Origin of the sequence: Mycolicibacillus koreensis (assembly GCF_002104795.1) — a bacterium.
GTDB classification, from domain to species: Bacteria; Actinomycetota; Actinomycetes; order Mycobacteriales; family Mycobacteriaceae; genus Mycobacterium; species Mycobacterium koreense.
Genome location: NZ_NCXO01000017.1, coordinates 50,027 through 70,106, shown reverse-complemented (window position 1 = coordinate 70,106; position 20,080 = coordinate 50,027). Strand labels below are relative to the sequence as shown.

Below are 20,080 nucleotides of genomic sequence, written 5' to 3'. Positions count from 1 at the left end.
CCCCCGACCGAGGATTGTGCGCTCACGGCGAAGTGTTGTGCGCTCACGGCGGCGCCGAGGCCCGTGGGGCCGCCCTGGATGCACAACCCTTGGGCCCGAGCGGGCTGACCCCCCGCTAATTCCTCACCAATCCCCCGCTAGTCCCCCGCTAGAACCCTGCTCAGTGGGGCAGGTTGACCGGGTTCATCGGGCTCAGCGGGTTGGCCGGGTTCATCGGGCTCAGCGGGCTGGCCGGGTTGTTCGGGTTGTTGATGTTGTTCGGGTTGTTCGGGTTGGCCGGGTTCATCGGGCTGTTGATGTTCGCCGGGTTGGTGGGGCTGTTCGGCCCGTACGGCCCGACGTTGCAGACGGCGTTGGCGTTGGCCATGCAGTCGCCCGGGTTGAACGGGTCGGGGTTGGCGGGGTCGGCGCCGGCCGCACCGGCCGCCAGTAGTGCCGATGACGCCAGTGCGCCCGCCATGATCACGCCGGCAATCCCGCGACCGACCGTCGCCGTAACGATCCTCATCGTCGACCCCTCTCCGTTAACCGTGTGTTTGACACTACGCCGCCTAGCTGGGAGGACCATGAGCGTCACCGCCGCCGCTCAGGGCTGGCCGGGCGGGTTGTCGGGCTTGTCGTGGTCGTTCAGCCCGTACGGCCCGAAAAGGTCGCAGTTGACTTTGGCGCTGGCCATGCAATCCGACGGGCTGATCGGGTTGGGGAACGGGTCGGGGTCGGCGGGGTCGGCGCCGGCCGCACCGGCGGCCAGGAGTGCCGATGATGTCAGTGCGCCCGCCATGAGCACGCTGGCAACCCCGCGACCGACCGTCGCCGTCAAGCCCCGCATCGTCGACCCCTTCCCGCCAACCGCACCGCCGACGCTACGCCGCCTAGCTGGGAATCAGGTGACAGTCAGCGGAAGCGGCGCAGTCGCAGACTGTTGAGCACCACCAGCACCGAGGAGCAGGCCATCGCGGCCCCGGCGATCATCGGGTTGAGCAGACCGAGGGCCGCCAGCGGGATCGCGGCGACGTTGTAGCCGAACGCCCAGAACAGGTTCACCCGGATGGTGCGCAGCGTGCGCGCCGACAGTCGCAGCGCGGTGGGCACGGTGCGCAGGTCCCCGCGCACCAGGGTGAGGTCGCCGGCTTCGATGGCCACGTCGGTGCCGGTGCCCATCGCCATGCCGATGTCGGCGGTGGCCAGCGCCACCGAGTCGTTGACGCCGTCGCCGACCATCGCCACGGTCGCACCGTCGGCCTGCAGGGCGCTGATGGCGTCGGCCTTGCCGGTGGGCAGCACCCCGGCGATGACGTGGGCCGGGGCGATGCCCACCTCGTCGGCGACACGGCGGGCCACCGCCGCGGCATCACCGGTGAGCAACACCGGGGTGATGCCCATCGCGGTGAGTTCGGCGATGGCGGCGGCACTGCTGGGTTTGATCGTGTCGCCGAGGGTGATGGTGCCGCGCACCCGGTCGCCCCAGGCGACGTCGACGACGGTGCCGGAGCGGGCCGGGCTGAGCAGATCCACCCCGGCCAGCGTGCCGGTGCGCGTCACGCTCACCCGCGCCCCGTCGACGAGCCCGCTGACCCCAGTGCCGGGGTCGTTGACGAACTCGGTGACCGCGGCCGGGTCCAGGCCACGCTCGCGGGCGGCGGACACGATCGCCGCGGCCAGCGGATGCTCGGAGGCCGCCTCGACCGCCGCGGCGTGGGCCAGCACGGTCGCGGCGTCCTCGCCGGGGCTCGCGGTGACGTCGTGCACGGTCATCTCCCCGGTGGTGACCGTGCCGGTCTTGTCCAGCACGACGGTGTCGATGTGACGGACGTTCTCCAACACCCGCGGCTCTTTGATCAGGATCCCCAGCTGGGCGCCGCGCCCGGTGCCGACCAGGATCGCGGTGGGGGTGGCCAGGCCCAGTGCGCACGGGCAGGCGATGATCAGCACGGCGACCGCGGCGGTGAACGCCGCCGCGACCGATCCGCCCGCCGCCAGCCACCCGAGCAGGGTTGCCGCGGCGATCACCAGCACCGCCGGCACGAACACCGCCGACACCCGGTCGGCCAGCCGCTGCACCGACGCCTTGCCGCTCTGGGCGTCGCTGACCAGCCTCGCCATCCGGGCCAGCTGGGTGTCGGCGCCGACCCGGGTGGCGCGCACCACCACCCGCCCGTAGGTGTTGAGCGCCCCGCCGAGCACCGCGGCGCCGGGGCCGACGTCGACCGGCACCGACTCCCCGGTCATCGCCGAGGTGTCCAGCGCGGAGGTGCCCTCGGTGATCACCCCGTCGGTGGCGATCCGCTCGCCGGGGCGCACCACGACGAGGTCGTCGACGCCGAGGTGCTCGACCGGGATGCGCACCTCGTCGCCGTCGCGCAGCACGACGGCGTCCTTGGCCCCCAGGGTCAGCAACGCCCGCAGCGCCGCACCCGCCGAGCGTTTGGCCCGGGCCTCGGCGTAGCGGCCGGCCAGCAGGAACGCGGTGACCGCGGCCGCGACCTCGAAGTAGACGTGCCCGCCGCTCTCGGTGCCGCCGGTGACCAGCACCACCGTCGACCACAGGTAGGCGGCGAGCGTTCCCAACGACACCAGGGTGTCCATGGTGGAGGCGCCGTGGCGCGCGCTGGTCAGCGCCGCGCGGTGAAACGGGTACCCGCTCCAGGCCACGATCGGGGTGGTCAACGCCAGCATCAGCCACTGCCAGCCGGGGAACTGCCAGGCCGTCACCATCGAGATGGCCACCACCGGAACGGCCAGCGCCGCGGCGACGATCAGCCGGGGCCGCAGGGCGTCCTCGGGCACGTCGGCGTCGACCGGGGCGGGGTCGGCACCGACGACCGCGGCGTCGTAGCCGGCGGCCTGCACCGCCGCGACGAGCTGATCGGCGGTGACGCCCACGTCGTGGTCGACGTGGGCGCGTTCGAGCGCGAGGTTCACCGTCGCCTGCACCCCGTCGATCCGGTTGAGTCCGCGCTCCACGCGGGCGGCACACGACGCACAGGTCATCCCGCGCAGCGTCAAGTCGGTCGTGGTCATGACACCAGCCTACCCTTCATACCCTAGGGGGTATGGGGTCGTCGGGTGCGCCGCCAGCGCGCCACCCCGGTCACCGCCAGCACCGCAGCGAGGGTCACCAGCAGCAATGCCACCATGACCAGTTGCGGGTCATACACCGTGGACTCGGTGACCGGCTGGCCGTCCATCAGCGGCGCCACCGCGATCACCGTGCTCACCTGCGTCCACGCCAGCACCCCGCCCACCAGGGCCACAGCGCTCACCCCGAGGTCGATCAGGGTCCGCTGCCGCGGAGTCATCGCCCCGGCCCGGGACCACCGTCGATGTCGGCGTCGGGGCGGCTGGTGTCGAAGGGCCCGGTGTACTCCGGGGCCATCGCGGCCAGCGCGGCCCGCAGCCCGCGGTGGTTGCGGGCCCAGGCCTGAGCGTTGCGGTTGTGGCTGAGTCGCAACCCGATCCCGGTGCGCCCGCGCGGCACCCCGGTGAGCTCCCCGAGGGTCCGTGCGGTGGTCCACTTCGGCGGTTCTTTGGCGCCGCGGCCGGTGGCCGGGGCCGGCGGGTAGAGCCCGACGATGTCGGAGACCGGGAACGACTCGGTGCCCTGGTAGAGCAGTTCGGGGGTGAGCTGGACCCGGGTGTGGATCCGGGCGGCCTTGACCTGCACGGCCAGCAGCCCGGTCACCATGATCAGGAACGTCAGCGGCACCAGCGGCTGGTAGCCGTAGCCGCTGGAGACCTGGATCCACAGCATCGCCGCGGCGGCCAGCGGCCCGAGCAGCACCCACAGCCAACTGGCACCGCTCTCGTAGAACAGCACCTCAGAGCCGGCAGCGGTAGGTTCGGTGGTCATCGCCAGCCAGGGTAGCCGGTGGCCCCGGCGGCGACGGGCATGTACCCGCCGCTCAGCCCAGCCAGCGGGCCGCGTCGGTGGCCCAGTAGGTCAACACCAGGTCGGCGCCGGCCCGCCGGATGCTGGTCAGCGATTCCAGCACCGCGGCGCGCTGATCGATCCAGCCCTGTGCGGCGGCGGCGGCGATCATCGCGTACTCCCCCGACACCTGGTAGGCGGCGACCGGCACGGTGGCGATCGCCGCGGCGGCGGCGACGACGTCGAGGTAGCCCAGTGCCGGTTTGATCATCACCATGTCCGCGCCCTCGTCGAGGTCGAGGGCCACCTCGCGCAGCGCCTCGCGGGCGTTGCCCGGCTCCTGCTGGTAGGTGCGCCGGTCCCCCTGCAGGCTGCAGCCCACCGCGTCGCGGAACGGCCCGTAGAACGCCGAGGCGAACTTCGCCGCGTAGGCCAGGATCACCGTGTCGGTGTGCCCGACGGCATCGAGTCCGTCGCGGATCGCGGCGACCTGGCCGTCCATCATCCCGCTCGGGGAGACCACGTGGGCGCCGGCGTCGGCCTGGGCGACGGCCAGGCGCACGTATTCGCGCAGGCTGGCGTCGTTGTCGACGCGGCCGCGGTCATCGAGCACACCGCAGTGGCCGTGATCGGTGAACTCGTCCAGGCAGGTGTCGGCCATCAGCACGGTCGCCTCACCGAGGTCGGCGGCCAGATCACCCAGCGCGGCGTTGAGGATGCCGTCCGGGTGCGCGCCCACCGACCCGGTCGCGTCCTTGTCGGCCTCACAGGGCACCCCGAACAGCATCAGCCCGCCCACCCCGGCGGCCACCGCGTCGGCGGCGGCGCGGCGCAGCGAGTCGCGGGTGTGCTGCACCACCCCGGGCATCGAGGCGATCGGGCGGGGTTCGTCGATCCCGTCGGCGACGAACAGCGGCAACACCAGCTGGCGCGGTTGCAGCGTCGTCTGGGCGACCAGGCGCCGCAGCGCCGGGGTGGAGCGCAGTCGGCGCGGACGCTGCCGCGGGAAACCGCTCATCGCACCCGCTAGCGCCGCCGGCTCTTCTTGCGTGGCGGCGGCAACGCCCCCTCCGCGCGCAACCGGGCAGCGTGCTCGGCGAGCGCGTCGACCAGCGGGCCCACCGCAGCGGTCTCGGGACGCACGTCGACGCGCAGCCCGAACTCGGCGGCGGTCTCGGCGGTCTTCGGCCCGATGCAGCTGACGATGGTGCGCGCGTGCGGTTTGCCGGCGATGCCGACGAGGTTGCGCACCGTGGAGCTCGAGGTGAAGCAGACCGCGTCGAACCCGCCGGTCTTGATCATCTCGCGGGTGGCCGCCGGCGGCGGCGCGGCGCGCACCGTGCGGTAGGCGGTGACGTCCTCGATCTCCCAGCCGCGCTCCCGCAGCCCCTCGGCGAGGGTCTCGGTGGCGATGTCGGCGCGCGGCAGCAGCACCCGGTTCACCGGGTCGAACACGTCGTCATACGGCGGGAACTCCTCGAGCAGCCCCAGCGAGGACTGCTCCCCGGAGGGGACCATCTCCGGTTCGATCCCGAAGGCCCGCACCCGGTCGGCGGTCGCCTCGCCCACGCAGGCGATCTTGACCCCGGAGAACGCCCGGGCGTCCAGGCCGAATTCGCTGAACTTCTCCCACACCGCGCGCACCGCGTTGGTGGAGGTGAACACCACCCACTGGTAGCGCCCGTCGACCAGCCCCTTGACGGCCCGCTCCATCTGGGCGGGGCTGCGCGGTGGCTCGACGGCGATGGTGGGCACCTCGATCGGCAGCGCGCCGTAGGTGATCAGCCGTTCGCTCATCTCGCCGGCCTGGTCCTTGGTGCGCGGCACCAGCACGGTCCAGCCGTACAGCGCCCGGCTCTCCCACCAGTTCAGCTTGGTGCGGTTGTTGACGGTCTTGCCGATGGTGACCACCAGCGGACCGTTCTGCGGCGACCCGGCGGACATCGCCTGTTCGGCCAACTCGGTGCCGGCGAAGACGTTCTGCTCGGTGAGCCCGTGCAGGGTGGACTCCACCGACCGCTGCGAGCAGGTGGTGCCGACCGCGGTCACCACACACGGGGTCTGTTCGGTGAGCCCGTAGTCGATCAGGGTGCTCGCCGCGTCGGGCAGGTGCGAGGCGGTGGCCTGCAGGATCAGCGGCCCCGGCGCGGCGGCCAGCGCCGCCCAGTCCACGTCGCCGCGCACGTCGGCGACGGTGTGCGACGACCCCAGCGGCAGCCCGGCGTAGGTGGGCACCGCGATCGCCGGCGGCAGCCCCGGCACGATCTCGAAGGTCAGGTTGGTGCGCGCGACCGTGGTGACCTCGGTGACCACCGAGTCCACCGACAGCGGGTCGCCGGCCACCAGCCGGATCACGTCGTCGCCGGCGCGGGCGGCGGCGACCAGCGTCTTGGCCACCTCGGCGGCCCCGCCCAGCGCGGGACGGATGTCGGCGTTGGGGATCGGCGCGACGTCCTTGGCGCCCCTAGCGGACTTGCCCTTGGCGGTGTCCTTGACGGCCGCGGCGGTGTCGTTGCCCTCGGCGGCCTCGGCGGCCTTCGCCGCGTCCTTGCCGGTTGTGGCGCCGTCTTTGGCGGCCTCTTTGGCGCCGTCTTTGGCGTCCGCGATCGGCGCCGGCGGCAGGTCGGTGCCGACCAGCGCCAGGATCGACTCGGGCACGTCAGGGTCGGTGAACACCACGGCGGCGCGTGCCAGCGCCGCGCGGGCCCGCGTGGTCAGCAGCCCCGGGTCCCCCGGACCCGAGCCGACGAACACGATCCGGCCCGGCTTGGGTTTACGGCCTCGCGTACTCACTTGGCGAGCCATCTCCTAACTCCATGTCTCTTCGCGCGCGGTGCCCTTACCGCGCGTCCGCCATGACCTCGCGCGCCCCGAGTTCGAACAACTCCGCGGCCACCGAGAGCCCCAGCTCCCGTGCCCGCTCCGGAGTGCCGACCCCGGACGCACGGATCACGTCGGATCCATCCAGCGCCGCCACGCAGCTGCGCAGCGACAGCTCTTCGAAGACGCGGCCGTCCTCATCGATGGACTCGACCACTTCGGCGATCGCGCCCACCGGTGCGGAACAACCCGCCTCCAGTTCGGCGAGCAGGGACCGCTCGGCGGTGACCTCGGCGCGGGTGTCGGCGTCGTCAAGCGTCGCCAACAGCGCCGTCAGCTCGGTGTCCTCGGCGCGGCACTCCACGGCGAGGGCACCCTGAGCCGGCGCGGGCAGCACCTGCACCGGCTCCAGCGTCTCGGTGACCTCATCGAGGCGCCCGATCCGGGCCATTCCCGCCCGGGCTACCACAATCGCGTCGAGCTCACCGCTGCTGACCCTGTTCAACCTCGTAACTAGGTTGCCTCGTAGGGGGTGGATTTCCAAACCGAGACCCAGTGCTCTAAGCTGTGCGGCCCGTCGCGGGGCCGACGTGCCCACCATCGAGCCGGCCGGCAGCTCGCCGAGCACCAGCCCGTCGCGGGCGACGAGCACGTCGCGGGGGTCTTCGCGGCGCGGGATCGCCGGGAGGGCGAAGCGCGGATCGACCTCGGTGGGCAGGTCCTTGTGGGAGTGCACCGCAGCGTCGACGCGGCCGTCGAGGATGGCTTCGCGCAGCTCGGCGGTGAACACCCCCACCCCGATCGTGCCGACCGGCTGCATCGACTGGTCGCCCTTGGTGTTGATGATCACCAGCTCCACGTCGTGGCCCTTGGCGATCAGTGCGTCTCGGACACTGCCGGCCTGCGTGGTGGCCAGCAGGCTGCCCCGGGTCCCTAACCGGATCATTGCGCCCTATTTCAGTGTTGGTCAGCGTTACTCAGCGAACCGTGTTTCGGTACCGCCATCGAATTCAGTTGGCACAGTGGGCAACTCGCCTGCGCTGGCAAGCGCGTCGGCGACCTGCGGGTTGAGCTCGAACAGTTCGCGCAGCGCCTCGGCGTAACTGTCGCCGCCGGGGGTGCTGGCCAGTTGTTTGACCCGCACCGTCGGGGCGTGCAGCAGCTTGTCGACGACGCGGCGCACGGTGCGGGAGACCTCGTCGCGGTGGGAGCTGTCAAGGCCCGGCAACCGGCGCTCCAGGCGCATCATCTCGGCCTCGACGACTTCGGCGGCGCGCTGGCGCAGCGCGGTCACCGTCGGGGTCACCTCCGCCATCCGCTGGCCGGCCAGGTAGGTGGCCACCTCGGTGCCGACGATCTGGCGCGCGGCCTCGGCGTCGGTGGCCGCCGCCCGCGCCGACGGCTCGCGCTGGACGCGCTCCATGTCGATGACGACGACGCCGGGCAGACCGGCCACCGCGGGATCGACGTCGCGCGGCATCCCCAGGTCGCAGATGACCAGCGGCCGGGTGGCGTCGTCGCGGTGGGTGTCGGCCAGCGCGTGGTGCACGTCGGCCAGCGACACCACCGGGCCGACCGAGCCGGTGCAGCTGACCACGACGTCGGCGTCGGCGAGCGCGGCGGCCACCGCGTCGAGATCACCGATGTCGGTGGGGATCGCCGATTCGGCGATCTTGTCGGCGAGGTGCCGGGCGCGCTGCCCCGACCGGTTGAGCACGTGGACCCGACCGATACCGGCCCGGGTCAGGTGCGCGGCGGCCAGCGCCCCCATCGATCCGGCGCCGATCACCACCGCGGTCTTGCCGGCCAGCCCACCGAGGTCCTCGTCGGCGATGCCGAGGGCCACCGAGACCACCGAGGCGCCGGCGGAGTCGATCGCGGTCTCCGAATGCACCCGTTTGCCGACCGCCAGTGCTCGCTGGGCCAGTTCGTGCAACACCCGCCCGACGGTGCGGTTGGCCTCGGCCAGCGCGTAGGCGCGCCGGACCTGCCCGAGCACCTGCTGTTCGCCGACCACCGCGGAATCCAGGCCGCTGGCGACGGCGAACAGGTGCTGCACGGCGGCTTCGCTGTAGCGCACGTAGGCGTACTGGGTCAGCGACCCGACCGCCATCCCGGAGTGCTCGGCGAGCACCTCGCCGATCGCCGCGAGCCCGCCGTGGAAGGCGTCGACGACCGCGTAGACCTCGACCCGGTTGCAGGTCGACAGCACCATCGCCTCGCTGACCAGCGGAGACTGCAACATCTGGTCGACGATTTTGACCTGATCGGATTCGTCGGTGCTCAACTGTTCGAGCACCGCAACCGGCGCGCTGCGGTGCGACACCCCGAAAAGCAGGACACTCACGGCTGCTTCACCTGGCCTGCTCCCTTGCACTCACCGGTGACAAAACTGACCTCCACGGTAAAGGTTTACCAGTTAGCCCACCAAATTTGCCGACGACTTCGCGACCCTCCCGCTATCGCTGCAGGTCGGCCCGCAACCGCGGTTCGTCGATCTCCCAGTAGCTGTGTTCGGTGCCGTCGAGCAGGATCACCGGCAGCCGGTCGCCGTACTCGGCGCGCAGACCGGAATCACCGGCCGCCGCCGCGGCGTCGACGTCGGTGGCGACCAGCGCGAACCCCAGTTCGGTGGCGAGTTCGGCCAACCGGTTCTGGGCCCGCACACACATCGCGCACCCGTCGCGGGTCAACAACTGCACCTGATGCCGGCTCACCTCCCCAGTGTGGCACCGGTCTCGTCCCCACCGCCAACACCGCGCGCCGGATAAAGTTGAGCGCGCACCGTCGTCAACCGAGGAAAGGAGGCTGGTGATGGCCGCTCCCGAGCACGACAGCGCTGCCGGGAACGCCAGCGCCGAACGCGCGCTGGTCGACCTGACCACCGGCCCCGAGGAGCCCGACGAACAGGGCGTCGGCGGCGTGCCGCCGGTTGATTTGACCGCGGCCGCCTTCTTCGACGTCGACAACACCCTGGTGCAGGGCTCGTCGATGGTGCATTTCGGGCGCGGGTTGGCGGCCCGGAAATTCTTCACCTACCGCGACGTGGTGCGTTTCCTGTATGCCCACGCCAAGTTCCAGCTCACCGGCTGGGAGAACAGCGGCGACGTGGCCGCCGGCCGGCGCAAAGCGCTGGCGTTCATCGAGGGCCGCACCACCGCCGAGCTCGCCGAACTCGGCGAGGAGATCTACGACGAGCAGATCGCCGACAAGATCTGGCCCGGTACCCGCGACCTCGCCCAGATGCATCTCGACGCCGGTCAGCAGGTGTGGCTGGTGACCGCGACCCCCTACGAGTTGGCGGCCACCATCGCCCGTCGGCTGGGGCTGACCGGCGCGCTGGGCACCGTCGCCGAATCGGTCGACGGGGTGTTCACCGGCCGGCTGGTCGGTGAGATCCTGCACGGCGCCGGCAAGGCGCACGCGGTGCGCTCGCTGGCCATCCGCGAGGGCCTGAACCTCAAACGCTGCACCGCCTACTCCGACAGCCACAACGACCTGCCGATGCTGTCGCTGGTGGGTACCGCGGTGGCGATCAACCCCGATGCGCGGTTGCGCGACCTGGCCCGAAAGCACGGCTGGGAGATCCGCGACTTCCGCACCGCCCGCAAGGCGGCGCGCATCGGGGTGCCCTCGGCGTTGGCGCTGGGCGCGGCCGGCGGAGCGCTGGCCGCCGCCGCGTCCCGACGGCACTGAGCCGGCCCGCACACGATCGGTCGCAACTGGGTGGGTGCGCGGCGGGGTTGATAAGCTGCGCCCGCTGACTACCAGCACAGACCCCGAGAGATGACGGCACCGACTATGGCAACGCAGCTGGAAACCGCCGATGGGATCATCGGCACCCACTACCGCTACCCCGACTACTTCGAGGTGGGCCGGGAGAAGATCCGCGAGTTCGCGGAGGCGGTCAAAGACACCCACCCGAGCCACTTCAACGAGGCGGACGCCGAGGCGACGGGCCACGACACCGTGGTGGCCCCGCTGACGTTCCTGGCGGTCGCCGGTCGGCGAGTGCAGTTGGAGATCTTCACCAAGTTCGACATCCCGATCAACATCGCCCGGGTGTTCCACCGCGACCAGAAGTTCACCTTCCACCGGCCGCTGGTCGACGGGGACCGGTTGTACTTCGACACCTACCTGGACTCGGTGCTCGAATCGCACGGCACGGTGATCACCGAGATCCGCAGCGAGGTCAGTGACGCCGACGGCAACCCGGTCATCACCAGCGTGGTCACCATGATCGGTGAATCGTCACGTCAGGACGCCGACGCGGAGGCCACCGTCGCCGCGATCGCGGCGATGCGCGCCAAGAAATAGTCCGCGCCGGGTCGGTTCGCCGATCGGTCCTCAGCCGAAGAACACGTTGCGCCGGCCGGCCAGCAGCCGGTACAGCGTCTGCTGGATGGTCTCGCGGACGTGGTCGGTCAGCTCGAAGGTGACCATCGGGTCGTCGGCCGCGCCCTCGTCGTAGTCGGCGGTCGGGATCGGCTCACCGAACGTGATGTGCCACTTCGACGGTAGCGGCAGCAGCCCGGCGGCCCCGGCCAGCGGGAACAGCGGGGTGATCGGGAAATACGGCAGCCCCAACAGCCGGGCCACCAGCTTCAAATCGGCGACCATCGGGTAGATCTCCTCGGACCCGACGATCGAACACGGCACGATCGGTGCCTTGGTGCGCAGCGCCGCCGAGACGAATCCGCCGCGGCCGAACCGCTGCAGCTTGTAGCGGTCCTGGAAGCGTTTGCCCAGCCCCTTGTAGCCCTCCGGGAACACCGCGGTCAGTTCGCCGGCCTCCAGCAGTCGCTGCGCGTCGGCGGTGCACGCCATGGTGTGCCCGGCCATCCGGGCGCTCTGGCTGATCACCGGCAGGTCGAACACCAGGTCGGCGGCGAGCAGTCGCAGGTTGCGCCGGGCCGGGTGCTCGTCGTGGACGGCGACCGACGCCATCAGCCCGTCGACCGGCAGCACGCCGGCGTGGTTGGCGACCACCAGGGCGGCGCCGCTGTCGGGCAGGTTCTCCACGCCGGAGACCTCCACGCGGAACCAGGACCGGAACCACGGCCGCAGCAGCGGCAGGATGACGTTCTCGTTGAAGTGCGGGTCGAAGCCGAACTCGTCGACCCGGTAGTCCCCGGTCATCCGGCGCCGCAGAAAATCCGCGACCGTGGAGATCCGCTGCGCCAACTCGGTGGGGGCGGCCACGTCGTCCTCGGCGTCACGGTGCCGGTCGATCTCCCCGACCACCTCGGCGAGTTGGTCCGGTGGCGGCCACTGCCCGGCTCGCGACAGCAGCGACGGGTGCTGGCGGGCCGCGTCGGCACGCTGGGCGGCTCGGCGCTGCGCAGCCGACCGGCCCGAATCTGCGCGCAGCGGAATGACTTTCGCCTTCCGTTCACCCGCCACGCGGATACCTCCCCAGTTCAGCCTGTCTGGCCCGTTGTTGCCCGTGCGAACCGCTCTCACCGATGGCGATGACCACGCCCCCGTTCAACGACCCCACCGTTGCGCCACCGCGACGATGCGATTCTCCATTGAGCGTACCCACTCCGGATCGATGATCGAGGCCAATCCGCGACCGTTGACGTAGTCATCGAACGCCTCGACGGTGGTCCACTTGGGCTCGAAGCCGAGTTCGGTCCGCATGCGGGTGATGTCCATCACTCGGCCGTAGCTCAGGTAGTCGAATTGTTCGCGACTGATCTCGCTGTAGCGATTGGCTCGTCGCAGCGAATCTATCACTCGCAGCCCCATCTCCGGTACGGGAAGCGGGACGCGACCGGCCCGTTGGATCGCCTGGGTCATCATGATGATCCCGGCGGCCCCGATGTTGAACGTGCCGGCTTTGCCGGCCATGGTGGCGTGCTCCAGGGCGCCGAGCGCGTCCTGCTCGTGCAGCAGTTGCAGCCGGGCGTCGCGACCGAACACCGTGGGCACCACGGGGCCGGCCAGAAACCGCGACAGGGTGGTGTCCATGGCCGGGCCGATCATGTTGGCCAGCCGCAAGATGGTGACCGCGATATCGGGACGGCGCCGGCCCAGGCCGCGCGCATAGCGCTCGATGTCGAGGCTGTCGCGGCCGAAGCCCTCCCCCAGCGGACGGTGACTGGTGCTGTCCTCGGTGAACATCACCGGGTCGTGGGAGCTGGCGCCGTAGATCTCCGAGGTGGATTTCAGCACCACCCGCCGCACCGTGGGCGCCTTCTGGCAGGCGGCGAACAGCTGCATCGCGCCCATCACGTTGAGTTCTTTGAGCGCCGCGCCCGCACCGGCCCGCGGCGCATACGACGCGGCGGCGGCGTGCACGACGGTGTCGACCTCGCCGTTGCGGATGACTTTGGCGATGAACGGGTTGCGGATGTCGGCGCGCACGAACTCCGCACGGCCCATCCGTCGCAGCAGATCCTTGCTGGGGGCGACCGCGTCGACCGCGATGATCCGGTTGATCAGCGGGTTCTGCGCCAGCCGGGCGGTCAAATACCCGCCCAGGAACCGGCAGGCACCGGTGACCAGCACCACCTTCGGGTAGTGCGGGGTGTCGCTGGTGTCGGTCGGGGGCCCGGGCGAACTCACGCGGTCAGCCTAATGGGGCGCCCGCCGCACGGTTATGCCTGCCGCACGGTTATGCCCGAGGGGCGGTTATGCCCCGGGGGCCCCGCGCGGCGGACCCGCGGGGCTGTCGCCGGACTACTTGCCGAGTTTTCTGCGCTGGACCCGGGTGCGACGAAGCAGCTTGCGGTGCTTCTTCTTCGACATGCGCTTGCGTCGCTTCTTGACTACTGAACCCATAAGACCTGCTACCTACATCCTGCCCGTGACCGGCTTGAAGTTTGGACCCGGTCACTTTACCCAAGCGGATGCACGGAAGGAAAAACCGCACACCGCGCTGCCTGCCCCGCGCACACCAAAGCGCCCGGGGGCGCCGTGTGGCGAACCGCCCCCGGGATCCAGCTGCGTGGCGTGACGCCCCGCGACCCGGTTGTGCTATCCGGCGTCGAAGAAGGAGCTCTCCAACAGATCGTGCACGGCCTTGGCGTGCACCCGGAACGACCGGCCGACCCGCACCGCGGGCAGCTCACCGTTGTGCACCAGGCGGTACACGGTCATCTTCGAAACTCGCATTAGTGCGGCCACTTCGGCCACCGTCAGAAACTGTGTCCGACCCTGCTGGCCCTCCGGCGCTGCGGAATCCCGTGCCGGTTTGCCACTAGCCGAATCCCGCGCCGACGGCCCGTTCATTGACGTCATCGCAACCCAATCCAATCAGGCGTACGCAGTCCCGACGGCTTCCCCTCCGCGGGCCTCACGTACACATACTCCCCAGGAGAATAGCGGTACCAATGGGGTTACTGCGACGGGTGTGGGGTATTTGAGAGTAAAACTTATGAATTACTCGCTTGTAACTCTTACCTGCTCAGAGTGGGTTTTTGCGGCCTGAACGGCGGCGTCGACGGCACTGCGCAGCCCCGCCCGCTCGAGTTCGCGCAGCGCAACCGCGGTGGTGCCGCCGGGCGAGGTGACCATGGCGCGCAGCTGCACCGCGCTGGTGTCCAGGCCGGCCGCCGCGGCGGAGTCGGGGTTCTCCAACCGGTCGAGCAACATCTCGGCGGCCCCGGCCATGGTCTGCACGGCCAGATCGGTGGCCACCGCCCGGGTCAGACCGGCGGCGACCGCGGCGTCGACAAGCGCCTCGATCATCAAGAAAAAGTAGGCGGGCCCCGACCCGGAGACCGCGGTCACCGCATCCATCTGGTTCTCCGGCACCACCAGCACCCGGCCCACCGCCTTGAACAGCGCGGCGACCTCGTCGAGTTGCTCGGCGGTGGCGAACCGCCCCGCGCAGAGCACGCTGACCCCGGCGCCGACCTGTGCGGGAGTGTTGGGCATGACCCGCACCACCGGGGTGCCGGCGGGCAGCTTGGTCTCCAGTTGGGCGCTGGGGATGCCGGCGGCGACGGTGACGATCACCTGTTCGCCGCTGTGGTCGGAGGCGGTGATCGCGGCGGCCGCCTGGGCGATCACCGCGTCGACGTGCTGGGGTTTGACCGCGACCAGGATGAAGTCGGCGGTCTCCACCGCGTCGGCGAGCGGGGCGACCAGCACCGCGTAGGTCTCGGTGAGGTACTGCGCGCGTTCGGGCCTGGTCTCCACGACCACCAGGTCTTTGACCTGCCGCCCGCTGCGTAGCAGCCCCGACAGCAGCGCTTCACCCATGTTCCCGACGCCGATGATCGCAATTCTGGCCATGGCCGCAAGCATGGCAGACATCCCCGCCGCGGGCGCGGCAGGACACCGCCCGTACTCGCGCCCAGCGGCGCCCCCGCCGGGCCGTGCTCGCCGAGCGGCGCCATTCGCGCCCCGCGGTACCCCGCCCAGCGGCCCCCCGCCGAGCGTGAAGCCAGGTTCACGTTCGACACCGAGCGTGAACCTGGCTTCACGTTCGCGGGCGCACGGGATCGCGGGCGTGCTGGCCCGCAAGCTAGCTGGCTCGCAGCCGCACGGGCGCACGGGCGACCGCGCCTAGACGGGCGGGGCGGGCACCATCGCCAGCTGGCGGGTCTGGGCGACGATGCGGCCACGGCAGTCGACCACCAGGTGGTCCTCGTCGAACCAGTCCGCACCCACCTCGGTGGTGGTGCAGATGACCCGCAGCCAGCCGTCGGCGGGCATGCCCCGCAGATAGGCGGTGAGCTGCACCGTCGGCGCCCAGCCGGGCCGCTGCAGGGCCATCGTCACCGGAGCCGAGGCGTCGCCGCACAGCAGCGCGAACAGCACGTCGGGGGCGGCCCCCTTGGGCCGCATCCACATCTCGATCACCGGCGGCCCACCGTCGGACCGCGGCGCCAGGGTGGTCAGCGCCGGGCGGATGTCGCAGCCGTGGGCCAGGTGGACGATGTCGGCCATCGGGTGCCCGGGGCCGATCGGGGCCAGCCCCGGCGGCGGCTCCGGTGTCATCAACGCCGGGATCGGGTTGACCGATAGCAGCGGCGGGGCGTCGTGTTCGGGTTCACCGAGGGTGACCACCGCATGCACCGCGGTGCGCCCGTCCTGGCCGAGTTCGACGTCGACGACGCTGACCCGTCGGCCGCGTTTGCGCACCAGGGTGCGCAGCTGCAGCGCGCCGGGGTCCGGGGCCCGCAGGAAGCTGCCGGAGACCGCCACCGGCTGAATGGGGCCCTCGGGGGACGCCTCCAGGGCGGTGCGCGCGGCGTTGGCGCACAACGCCAGCATCGCGCCGCCGTGCACCTTCGGGCCGATCGTCCAATGCTCGTTGAGTTCCCCGCCGAACCACGCCTCCGCCGGGTCGGGGCCCTCGCTCAGCGGGATCAGCCGCATCGCGTCGCTGAACAGTGCCGAGGGGTCCATCGTGTCCTTTCCGGGCGGGCCGCGCCGATCAGCGCATCAGGTGGGTGCGGGCGAACTCCAACGATTCCACCAGCAGTGCCTCTCGCTCCTGGCTGGTGCGGGCCTGGGAGGTGGTGACCTCCAGCACCACATGGCCGGTGAAGTCGCTGGCCGCCAACATCTGGCAAACCTCCACGGTCGGCTGGGTGCCGCGCCCGGGGACCAGGTGCTCATCAGCGGGCAGGCCGTTGCCGTCGCACAGGTGCAGGTGCACCAGTCCCGATCCCATCGCCTCGGCCATCGCCACCGCATCGGTGCCGGCGGTCGCGGTGTGCGACAGGTCGAGTGTGTAGTGGGTGTGGTCGCCGTCCAACGGGTTGTAGGACGGCGCGAACGCCGAGATCGCCGCGCCCGGCCCGCCGCCGCGCCGTCGCATCCGTTCCAGGGACTGCTCGGCCCCGAACAGCCGGTCGGCGCGGAACGGGAACATGTTCTCCACGGCGACCATCACCTCGCTGCGCTCCTCCAGCTCGGCCACCTGGTCGCTGAATCCGTCCGCGTAGCGCCGCTGCCAGCGGAACGGGGGATGCACCACGACGGTTTGGGCGCCGAGTTGTTCGGCGGCGCGCACGCTGCGCTCCAGTTTGCGCACCGGGTTGGCGCCCCAGACCCGTTGGGAGATCAGCAGGCACGGCGCGTGCACCGACAGCACCGGCACCCGGTAACGACGGGAGAGCTTGGCCACCGCGGCGATGTCCTGGCTGACCGACTCGGCCCAGACCATCAACTCGACACCGTCGTAGCCGAGCCGGGCCGCATACTCGAAGGCGGCCTCGGTCTTCAGCGGGTAGACCGAGGCCGTCGAGAGGCCAACTTTGATGGCAGGACGCACGGTCGCCTCGGCGGGCCGACTAGCCCGACAGCCACAAGACGAGCGGGCCCAACGTCACCAACAGCCCGACCGCCACCGCGATCAGCGTGCTGGTGATGTCGGCGGTCTTGCGCACCGCTTGGACTGCGCCGACCAGCCCGAGAGTGACCAGCGCGGTCAACACCAACGCCACCACACTGTTCCACCGCCAGAGCTGATCGAACGCGATGAACAACCCGGCCCCGAAGGCGACCGCCAGCAGGGACTGCACCACCACCCAGATACCGCGGACGGTCCGCGTGACCAGCGACTCGGGCTGGTGCTCGTCCTCCCAGAGGCCGTCCTCGACGTCCCCGCTGTCCTCGGCGTCGGCGGCGTCCCCGCTGTCCTCGGCGTCCTCGGCGTCCTCGGCGTCCTCGGCGTCCTTGAGGTCCTCGAAGTCGCGGTCCTCGTCGGTGTCCACCGCGATCGCCGCGTGGCGCGTGTCCGGGTCCTCGTCCGAGTCGTCGACGGTCGGCGCAGGGTCCTCGCGGAGCGTCGCGTTGTCGGAATCCGCGTCGCGCCCGGCACCGCGAGCGAACCGGCTGCGAAGCCCTCCGAGCAGGCCGCGTTTGGCCGGCCGGGCGGGCGCCTCTGCCTCCTCGGTGTCGGTGTGCTCGTCATCGACCGACAGGTCCTCGTCGGTGTCGGCGCCGAGACCCAGGTCGGCCATCGAGACCGCCGGGAACACGTCGACCGGGTCGGGACTCATCTGCTCGGCATCGGAGTCCGCGACCGCGTCGTCCTCTTCGTCGTCGAAGCGCTGATCGGCTTTGCGGTCCGGCAACGGGTGCGGGCTGCGCTGCGGGCCGGTCTTCGCCGGGGTGTGGGGCGCGGACTGCGGCCAGCGCGGCTGCGGCTCGGAGAACCGCACCGGGTCATCGCGCCGATCAGTCGCCGCGGGGCGGGCCGCGGCGGCCGCGTCGTCGCGGTCGACCTGGTCATGGTCGGCCTGGTCACGGTCGGCCTCGTCACGGTCCGGGGTTTCGGTTTCGCGGGACTCGGCGTCCGACGCGTGCCGAGACTCCTTCTCGGGGGCCTCAGCGGTGTCTCCAGGCTCTGCGGGCGCTTCGTCGGTGTCGCGGATCACCGGGATCTCCCCGGTCAGCTCGGCGACCGACACCGCGTCGGCGTTGCCGCGGCGGCGCCGCTTGCGGCCGGTGACCGGCGGGGACCCGATGTTGCCGTGCCGGGCCAACAGCTCGGCCACCGAGATCGGCCGCGTCGGCTGGTCCTCGGGTGTGTCACTCATCGTGCGCCGCCTTTCGACCGGCCGCTTTTGGCGCGGTTGGTCGACTCTCCCCCGGAATCTCCCATCGGAATCTCTACCAGGGCGGTTCCGTCCGCCTCGCTGTCGAGTTTGCGCAAGATCAGACCTTCACGCAACGCCCACGGACAGATGTCGACGGTCTCGATTGACAACGCTCGCATGCTTGCCTCGGCCACCAGGGCGCCCGCCACGATCTGTGGCGCCCGGTCGGCGCTCACCCCTTCCAGTTCCGCACGGTCCGCGGTGGTCATCCTAGAGATGAACGATATGAGTTGTCTGAGACCACTGGCCGTCAACGTCCGTTTTACCCGCGGACCCGCCCCGGAGGGGGCCGCTCCGGTTAATCGGGCCAATGAGCGGAACGTTTTGGAGCTCGCGACGGTGAGATCCGGCGGGCCCGCGGCGAGTACTTCGGCGCTGGCTTCGGCCAGTTCGCTTTGCAACCAGTCCCGCAGCATCGCCACCCGACGCCGCCCTGGGGGATCGTCGGGCAGCCACTCGCGGGTCAGCCGACCGGCGCCGAGCTGCAGCGACAACGCCACGTCAGGAGCCTCGTCGACGCCGCTGCACAGCTCCAGCGAGCCGCCGCCGATGTCGATGTTGACGATCCGTCCGGCGCTCCAGCCATACCAGCGGCGCACCGCGAGAAACGTCAACCGCGACTCGTTGACGCCGCTGAGCACCTGCAACTCCACTCCGGTCTGGTCACGCACCCGTGCCAGTACATCGTCGGAGTTCTGCGCGTCGCGCACCGCGGAGGTGGCGAACGCCATCAACTCCGCACACCCGGAACTCGCGGCGATCTTGGCGAACTCGTCGACGGTGGAGATCAGCTTGTCCGCGCCACGTTTGGTGATCTTGCCGGAGTTGTCGAGGGCCTCGGCGAGGCGCAGGGTGGCCTTAGTCGAGCTCATCGGGGTGGGATGTCCGCCGCGGCGGGCGTCGACCACCAACAGGTGAACAGTATTGCTGCCCACGTCGAGCACGCCCAATCGCACGGAATACCAACCTAGTGGGTCGGCGAGATCAGGTGAAACTCCCGGTCCGGCGATTTGGTCTACGGTGGAGTTTCGTGGCACCCGAGTCCTCCGATCATCCGCCCGAAGTCGGGCTGGACTTCACCCGCGAATGGGTGGAGTTCTACGACCCCGACGATCCGGAACACCTCATCGCCGCCGATCTGACATGGCTGCTGTCGAACTGGACGTGTGTGTTCGGCACCCCGTCGTGCCGCGGCACCGTGGCCGACCGCCCCGACGACGGCTGTTGTTCGCATGGGGCGTTCCTCTCCGACGACGACGACCGCGCCCGCCTCGACGACGCGGTCGCCACCCTCACCGACGCCGACTGGCAGTTCCGCGAGAAGGGGCTGGGCAAAAAGGGCTACCTCGAGCTCGACGAGTACGACGACGAGCCGGCCTGGCGCACCCGTAGGCACAAAGGCGCCTGCATTTTCTTGAATCGGCCCGGATTCTCCGGCGGCGCCGGCTGCGCGTTGCACATCAAGGCGATGAAGCTGGGCGTCGAGCCGCTGACGATGAAGCCCGACGTGTGCTGGCAGCTGCCGATCCGGCGCACCCAGGACTGGGTGACCCGGCCCGACGACACCCAGATCCTCAAGACCACGATCACCGAGTACGACCGCCGCGGTTGGGGCTCCGGCGGCGCGGATCTGCACTGGTATTGCACCAGCGACCCGGCCGCCCACATCGGATCGCGCCCGGTGTATCGGTCACTGGCCGCCGAACTCACCGAACTGCTCGGCGAGAAGGCCTACGCCGAGCTGGCCGCGATCTGCGCGCAGCGCGCCGAGCAGGGCCTGCTGGCGGTGCACCCGGCAACCCGCGCCGCGCAGTAGCCGTCCCGGGGG

22 protein-coding genes are annotated in these 20,080 nt (G+C 70.8%); 3 read left to right on the top strand and 19 right to left on the bottom strand.

Translation table 11 applies throughout. The annotated features are described in order from the left end of the window. Nucleotides 1–160: 160 nt before the first annotated feature. The 10 genes from B8W67_RS09695 to B8W67_RS09655 all read right to left on the bottom strand — a co-directional run bounded on the left by B8W67_RS09695 (nt 161) and on the right by B8W67_RS09655 (nt 9,405). A complete protein-coding gene (locus tag B8W67_RS09695) occupies nt 161–508 on the bottom strand; it encodes a hypothetical protein (RefSeq protein ID WP_420845610.1) in 348 nt (115 codons plus the stop codon). Nucleotides 509–586: 78 nt separating this feature from the next. Then, a complete protein-coding gene (locus B8W67_RS09690) occupies nt 587–829 on the bottom strand; it encodes a hypothetical protein (protein ID WP_131814665.1) in 243 nt (80 codons plus the stop codon). A gap of 65 nt (nt 830–894) precedes the next feature. Next, nucleotides 895–3,021, bottom strand: coding sequence for a heavy metal translocating P-type ATPase (locus B8W67_RS09685; protein ID WP_069391814.1), 2,127 nt, complete (start codon nt 3,019–3,021; stop codon nt 895–897). A 23-nt stretch (nt 3,022–3,044) separates the two neighbouring features. Beyond that, on the bottom strand, nt 3,045–3,299 hold the full coding sequence (locus B8W67_RS20270) for a hypothetical protein (protein WP_069391815.1): 255 nt from the start codon (nt 3,297–3,299) through the stop codon (nt 3,045–3,047). Continuing rightward, complete coding sequence (locus B8W67_RS09680) at nt 3,296–3,850, bottom strand: transport-regulating membrane protein Mce1N (RefSeq protein ID WP_069391816.1); 555 nt, start codon at nt 3,848–3,850, stop codon at nt 3,296–3,298. The genes B8W67_RS20270 and B8W67_RS09680 overlap by 4 nt, the downstream gene beginning before the upstream one ends. A gap of 52 nt (nt 3,851–3,902) precedes the next feature. Further along, complete coding sequence (hemB, locus tag B8W67_RS09675) at nt 3,903–4,886, bottom strand: porphobilinogen synthase (RefSeq protein WP_085303710.1); 984 nt, start codon at nt 4,884–4,886, stop codon at nt 3,903–3,905. An 8-nt stretch (nt 4,887–4,894) separates the two neighbouring features. Beyond that, complete coding sequence (locus tag B8W67_RS09670) at nt 4,895–6,673, bottom strand: uroporphyrinogen-III synthase (RefSeq protein ID WP_109561756.1); 1,779 nt, start codon at nt 6,671–6,673, stop codon at nt 4,895–4,897. A gap of 34 nt (nt 6,674–6,707) precedes the next feature. Continuing rightward, nucleotides 6,708–7,634 (bottom strand): hydroxymethylbilane synthase, encoded by a 927-nt coding sequence (gene hemC / locus B8W67_RS09665; protein ID WP_069391819.1) that lies wholly within the window; start codon nt 7,632–7,634, stop codon nt 6,708–6,710. A gap of 27 nt (nt 7,635–7,661) precedes the next feature. Next, complete coding sequence (locus B8W67_RS09660; RefSeq protein WP_069391820.1) at nt 7,662–9,035, bottom strand: glutamyl-tRNA reductase; 1,374 nt, start codon at nt 9,033–9,035, stop codon at nt 7,662–7,664. 112 nt (nt 9,036–9,147) lie between these two features. Beyond that, nucleotides 9,148–9,405 (bottom strand): glutaredoxin family protein, encoded by a 258-nt coding sequence (locus tag B8W67_RS09655; protein ID WP_109470080.1) that lies wholly within the window; start codon nt 9,403–9,405, stop codon nt 9,148–9,150. Between the two features lie 97 nt (nt 9,406–9,502). Here B8W67_RS09655 and B8W67_RS09650 point away from each other — a divergent pair, with 97 nt between their 5' ends. Together B8W67_RS09650 and B8W67_RS09645 are read left to right on the top strand one after the other, a co-directional pair. Next, on the top strand, nt 9,503–10,384 hold the full coding sequence (locus tag B8W67_RS09650) for an HAD family hydrolase (protein WP_085303706.1): 882 nt from the start codon (nt 9,503–9,505) through the stop codon (nt 10,382–10,384). Between the two features lie 105 nt (nt 10,385–10,489). Continuing rightward, a complete protein-coding gene (locus tag B8W67_RS09645; RefSeq protein ID WP_109470081.1) occupies nt 10,490–11,005 on the top strand; it encodes an FAS1-like dehydratase domain-containing protein in 516 nt (171 codons plus the stop codon). 30 nt (nt 11,006–11,035) lie between these two features. Here the strand turns inward: B8W67_RS09645 and B8W67_RS09640 are convergent, their stop codons facing one another. The 9 genes from B8W67_RS09640 to B8W67_RS09600 form a co-directional block, all read right to left on the bottom strand. After that, complete coding sequence (locus B8W67_RS09640; protein ID WP_069391823.1) at nt 11,036–12,091, bottom strand: lysophospholipid acyltransferase family protein; 1,056 nt, start codon at nt 12,089–12,091, stop codon at nt 11,036–11,038. 84 nt (nt 12,092–12,175) lie between these two features. Further along, nucleotides 12,176–13,258 carry an SDR family oxidoreductase gene (locus tag B8W67_RS09635; protein WP_069391824.1) on the bottom strand — a complete coding sequence of 361 codons (1,083 nt, stop codon included), beginning with the start codon at nt 13,256–13,258 and terminating at the stop codon, nt 12,176–12,178. A 114-nt stretch (nt 13,259–13,372) separates the two neighbouring features. After that, entirely contained in the window at nt 13,373–13,474 is a 102-nt protein-coding gene (locus B8W67_RS09630; protein ID WP_081597721.1) for a 30S ribosomal protein bS22, read from the bottom strand. Nucleotides 13,475–13,669: 195 nt separating this feature from the next. Further along, entirely contained in the window at nt 13,670–13,933 is a 264-nt protein-coding gene (locus B8W67_RS09625; RefSeq protein ID WP_069391825.1) for a helix-turn-helix domain-containing protein, read from the bottom strand. A gap of 141 nt (nt 13,934–14,074) precedes the next feature. Then, nucleotides 14,075–14,932: a pyrroline-5-carboxylate reductase gene (proC, locus tag B8W67_RS09620; RefSeq protein WP_174254742.1), complete on the bottom strand. Its 858-nt coding sequence runs from the start codon at nt 14,930–14,932 to the stop codon at nt 14,075–14,077. Between the two features lie 273 nt (nt 14,933–15,205). Further along, complete coding sequence (locus B8W67_RS09615) at nt 15,206–16,051, bottom strand: thioesterase family protein (protein ID WP_085303702.1); 846 nt, start codon at nt 16,049–16,051, stop codon at nt 15,206–15,208. A 28-nt stretch (nt 16,052–16,079) separates the two neighbouring features. Continuing rightward, nucleotides 16,080–16,922 carry a sugar phosphate isomerase/epimerase family protein gene (locus B8W67_RS09610; RefSeq protein WP_069391828.1) on the bottom strand — a complete coding sequence of 281 codons (843 nt, stop codon included), beginning with the start codon at nt 16,920–16,922 and terminating at the stop codon, nt 16,080–16,082. Between the two features lie 19 nt (nt 16,923–16,941). Further along, nucleotides 16,942–18,192: an Rv0497 family membrane protein gene (locus B8W67_RS09605; RefSeq protein WP_085303700.1), complete on the bottom strand. Its 1,251-nt coding sequence runs from the start codon at nt 18,190–18,192 to the stop codon at nt 16,942–16,944. After that, a complete protein-coding gene (locus B8W67_RS09600) occupies nt 18,189–19,208 on the bottom strand; it encodes a Ppx/GppA family phosphatase (RefSeq protein ID WP_069391830.1) in 1,020 nt (339 codons plus the stop codon). The genes B8W67_RS09605 and B8W67_RS09600 overlap by 4 nt, the downstream gene beginning before the upstream one ends. Before the next feature lie 74 nt (nt 19,209–19,282). Here B8W67_RS09600 and B8W67_RS09595 point away from each other — a divergent pair, with 74 nt between their 5' ends. Continuing rightward, a complete protein-coding gene (locus B8W67_RS09595; RefSeq protein ID WP_069391831.1) occupies nt 19,283–20,068 on the top strand; it encodes a DUF3109 family protein in 786 nt (261 codons plus the stop codon). Nucleotides 20,069–20,080: the final 12 nt, after the last annotated feature.

What these genes read in the sequence shown, in the direction of transcription:
- B8W67_RS09695 (WP_420845610.1), bottom strand. Translation starts at nt 508, where the DNA reads ATGAGGATCGTTACGGCGACGGTCGGTCGCGGGATTGCCGGCGTGATC.
- B8W67_RS09690 (WP_131814665.1), bottom strand. Translation starts at nt 829, where the DNA reads ATGCGGGGCTTGACGGCGACGGTCGGTCGCGGGGTTGCCAGCGTGCTC.
- B8W67_RS09685 (WP_069391814.1), bottom strand. Translation starts at nt 3,021, where the DNA reads ATGACCACGACCGACTTGACGCTGCGCGGGATGACCTGTGCGTCGTGT.
- B8W67_RS20270 (WP_069391815.1), bottom strand. Translation starts at nt 3,299, where the DNA reads ATGACTCCGCGGCAGCGGACCCTGATCGACCTCGGGGTGAGCGCTGTG.
- B8W67_RS09680 (WP_069391816.1), bottom strand. Translation starts at nt 3,850, where the DNA reads ATGACCACCGAACCTACCGCTGCCGGCTCTGAGGTGCTGTTCTACGAG.
- hemB (WP_085303710.1), bottom strand. Translation starts at nt 4,886, where the DNA reads ATGAGCGGTTTCCCGCGGCAGCGTCCGCGCCGACTGCGCTCCACCCCG.
- B8W67_RS09670 (WP_109561756.1), bottom strand. Translation starts at nt 6,673, where the DNA reads ATGGCTCGCCAAGTGAGTACGCGAGGCCGTAAACCCAAGCCGGGCCGG.
- hemC (WP_069391819.1), bottom strand. Translation starts at nt 7,634, where the DNA reads ATGATCCGGTTAGGGACCCGGGGCAGCCTGCTGGCCACCACGCAGGCC.
- B8W67_RS09650 (WP_085303706.1), top strand. Translation starts at nt 9,503, where the DNA reads ATGGCCGCTCCCGAGCACGACAGCGCTGCCGGGAACGCCAGCGCCGAA.
- B8W67_RS09645 (WP_109470081.1), top strand. Translation starts at nt 10,490, where the DNA reads ATGGCAACGCAGCTGGAAACCGCCGATGGGATCATCGGCACCCACTAC.
- B8W67_RS09630 (WP_081597721.1), bottom strand. Translation starts at nt 13,474, where the DNA reads ATGGGTTCAGTAGTCAAGAAGCGACGCAAGCGCATGTCGAAGAAGAAG.
- B8W67_RS09625 (WP_069391825.1), bottom strand. Translation starts at nt 13,933, where the DNA reads ATGACGTCAATGAACGGGCCGTCGGCGCGGGATTCGGCTAGTGGCAAA.
- proC (WP_174254742.1), bottom strand. Translation starts at nt 14,932, where the DNA reads ATGGCCAGAATTGCGATCATCGGCGTCGGGAACATGGGTGAAGCGCTG.
- B8W67_RS09615 (WP_085303702.1), bottom strand. Translation starts at nt 16,051, where the DNA reads ATGGACCCCTCGGCACTGTTCAGCGACGCGATGCGGCTGATCCCGCTG.
- B8W67_RS09605 (WP_085303700.1), bottom strand. Translation starts at nt 18,192, where the DNA reads ATGAGTGACACACCCGAGGACCAGCCGACGCGGCCGATCTCGGTGGCC.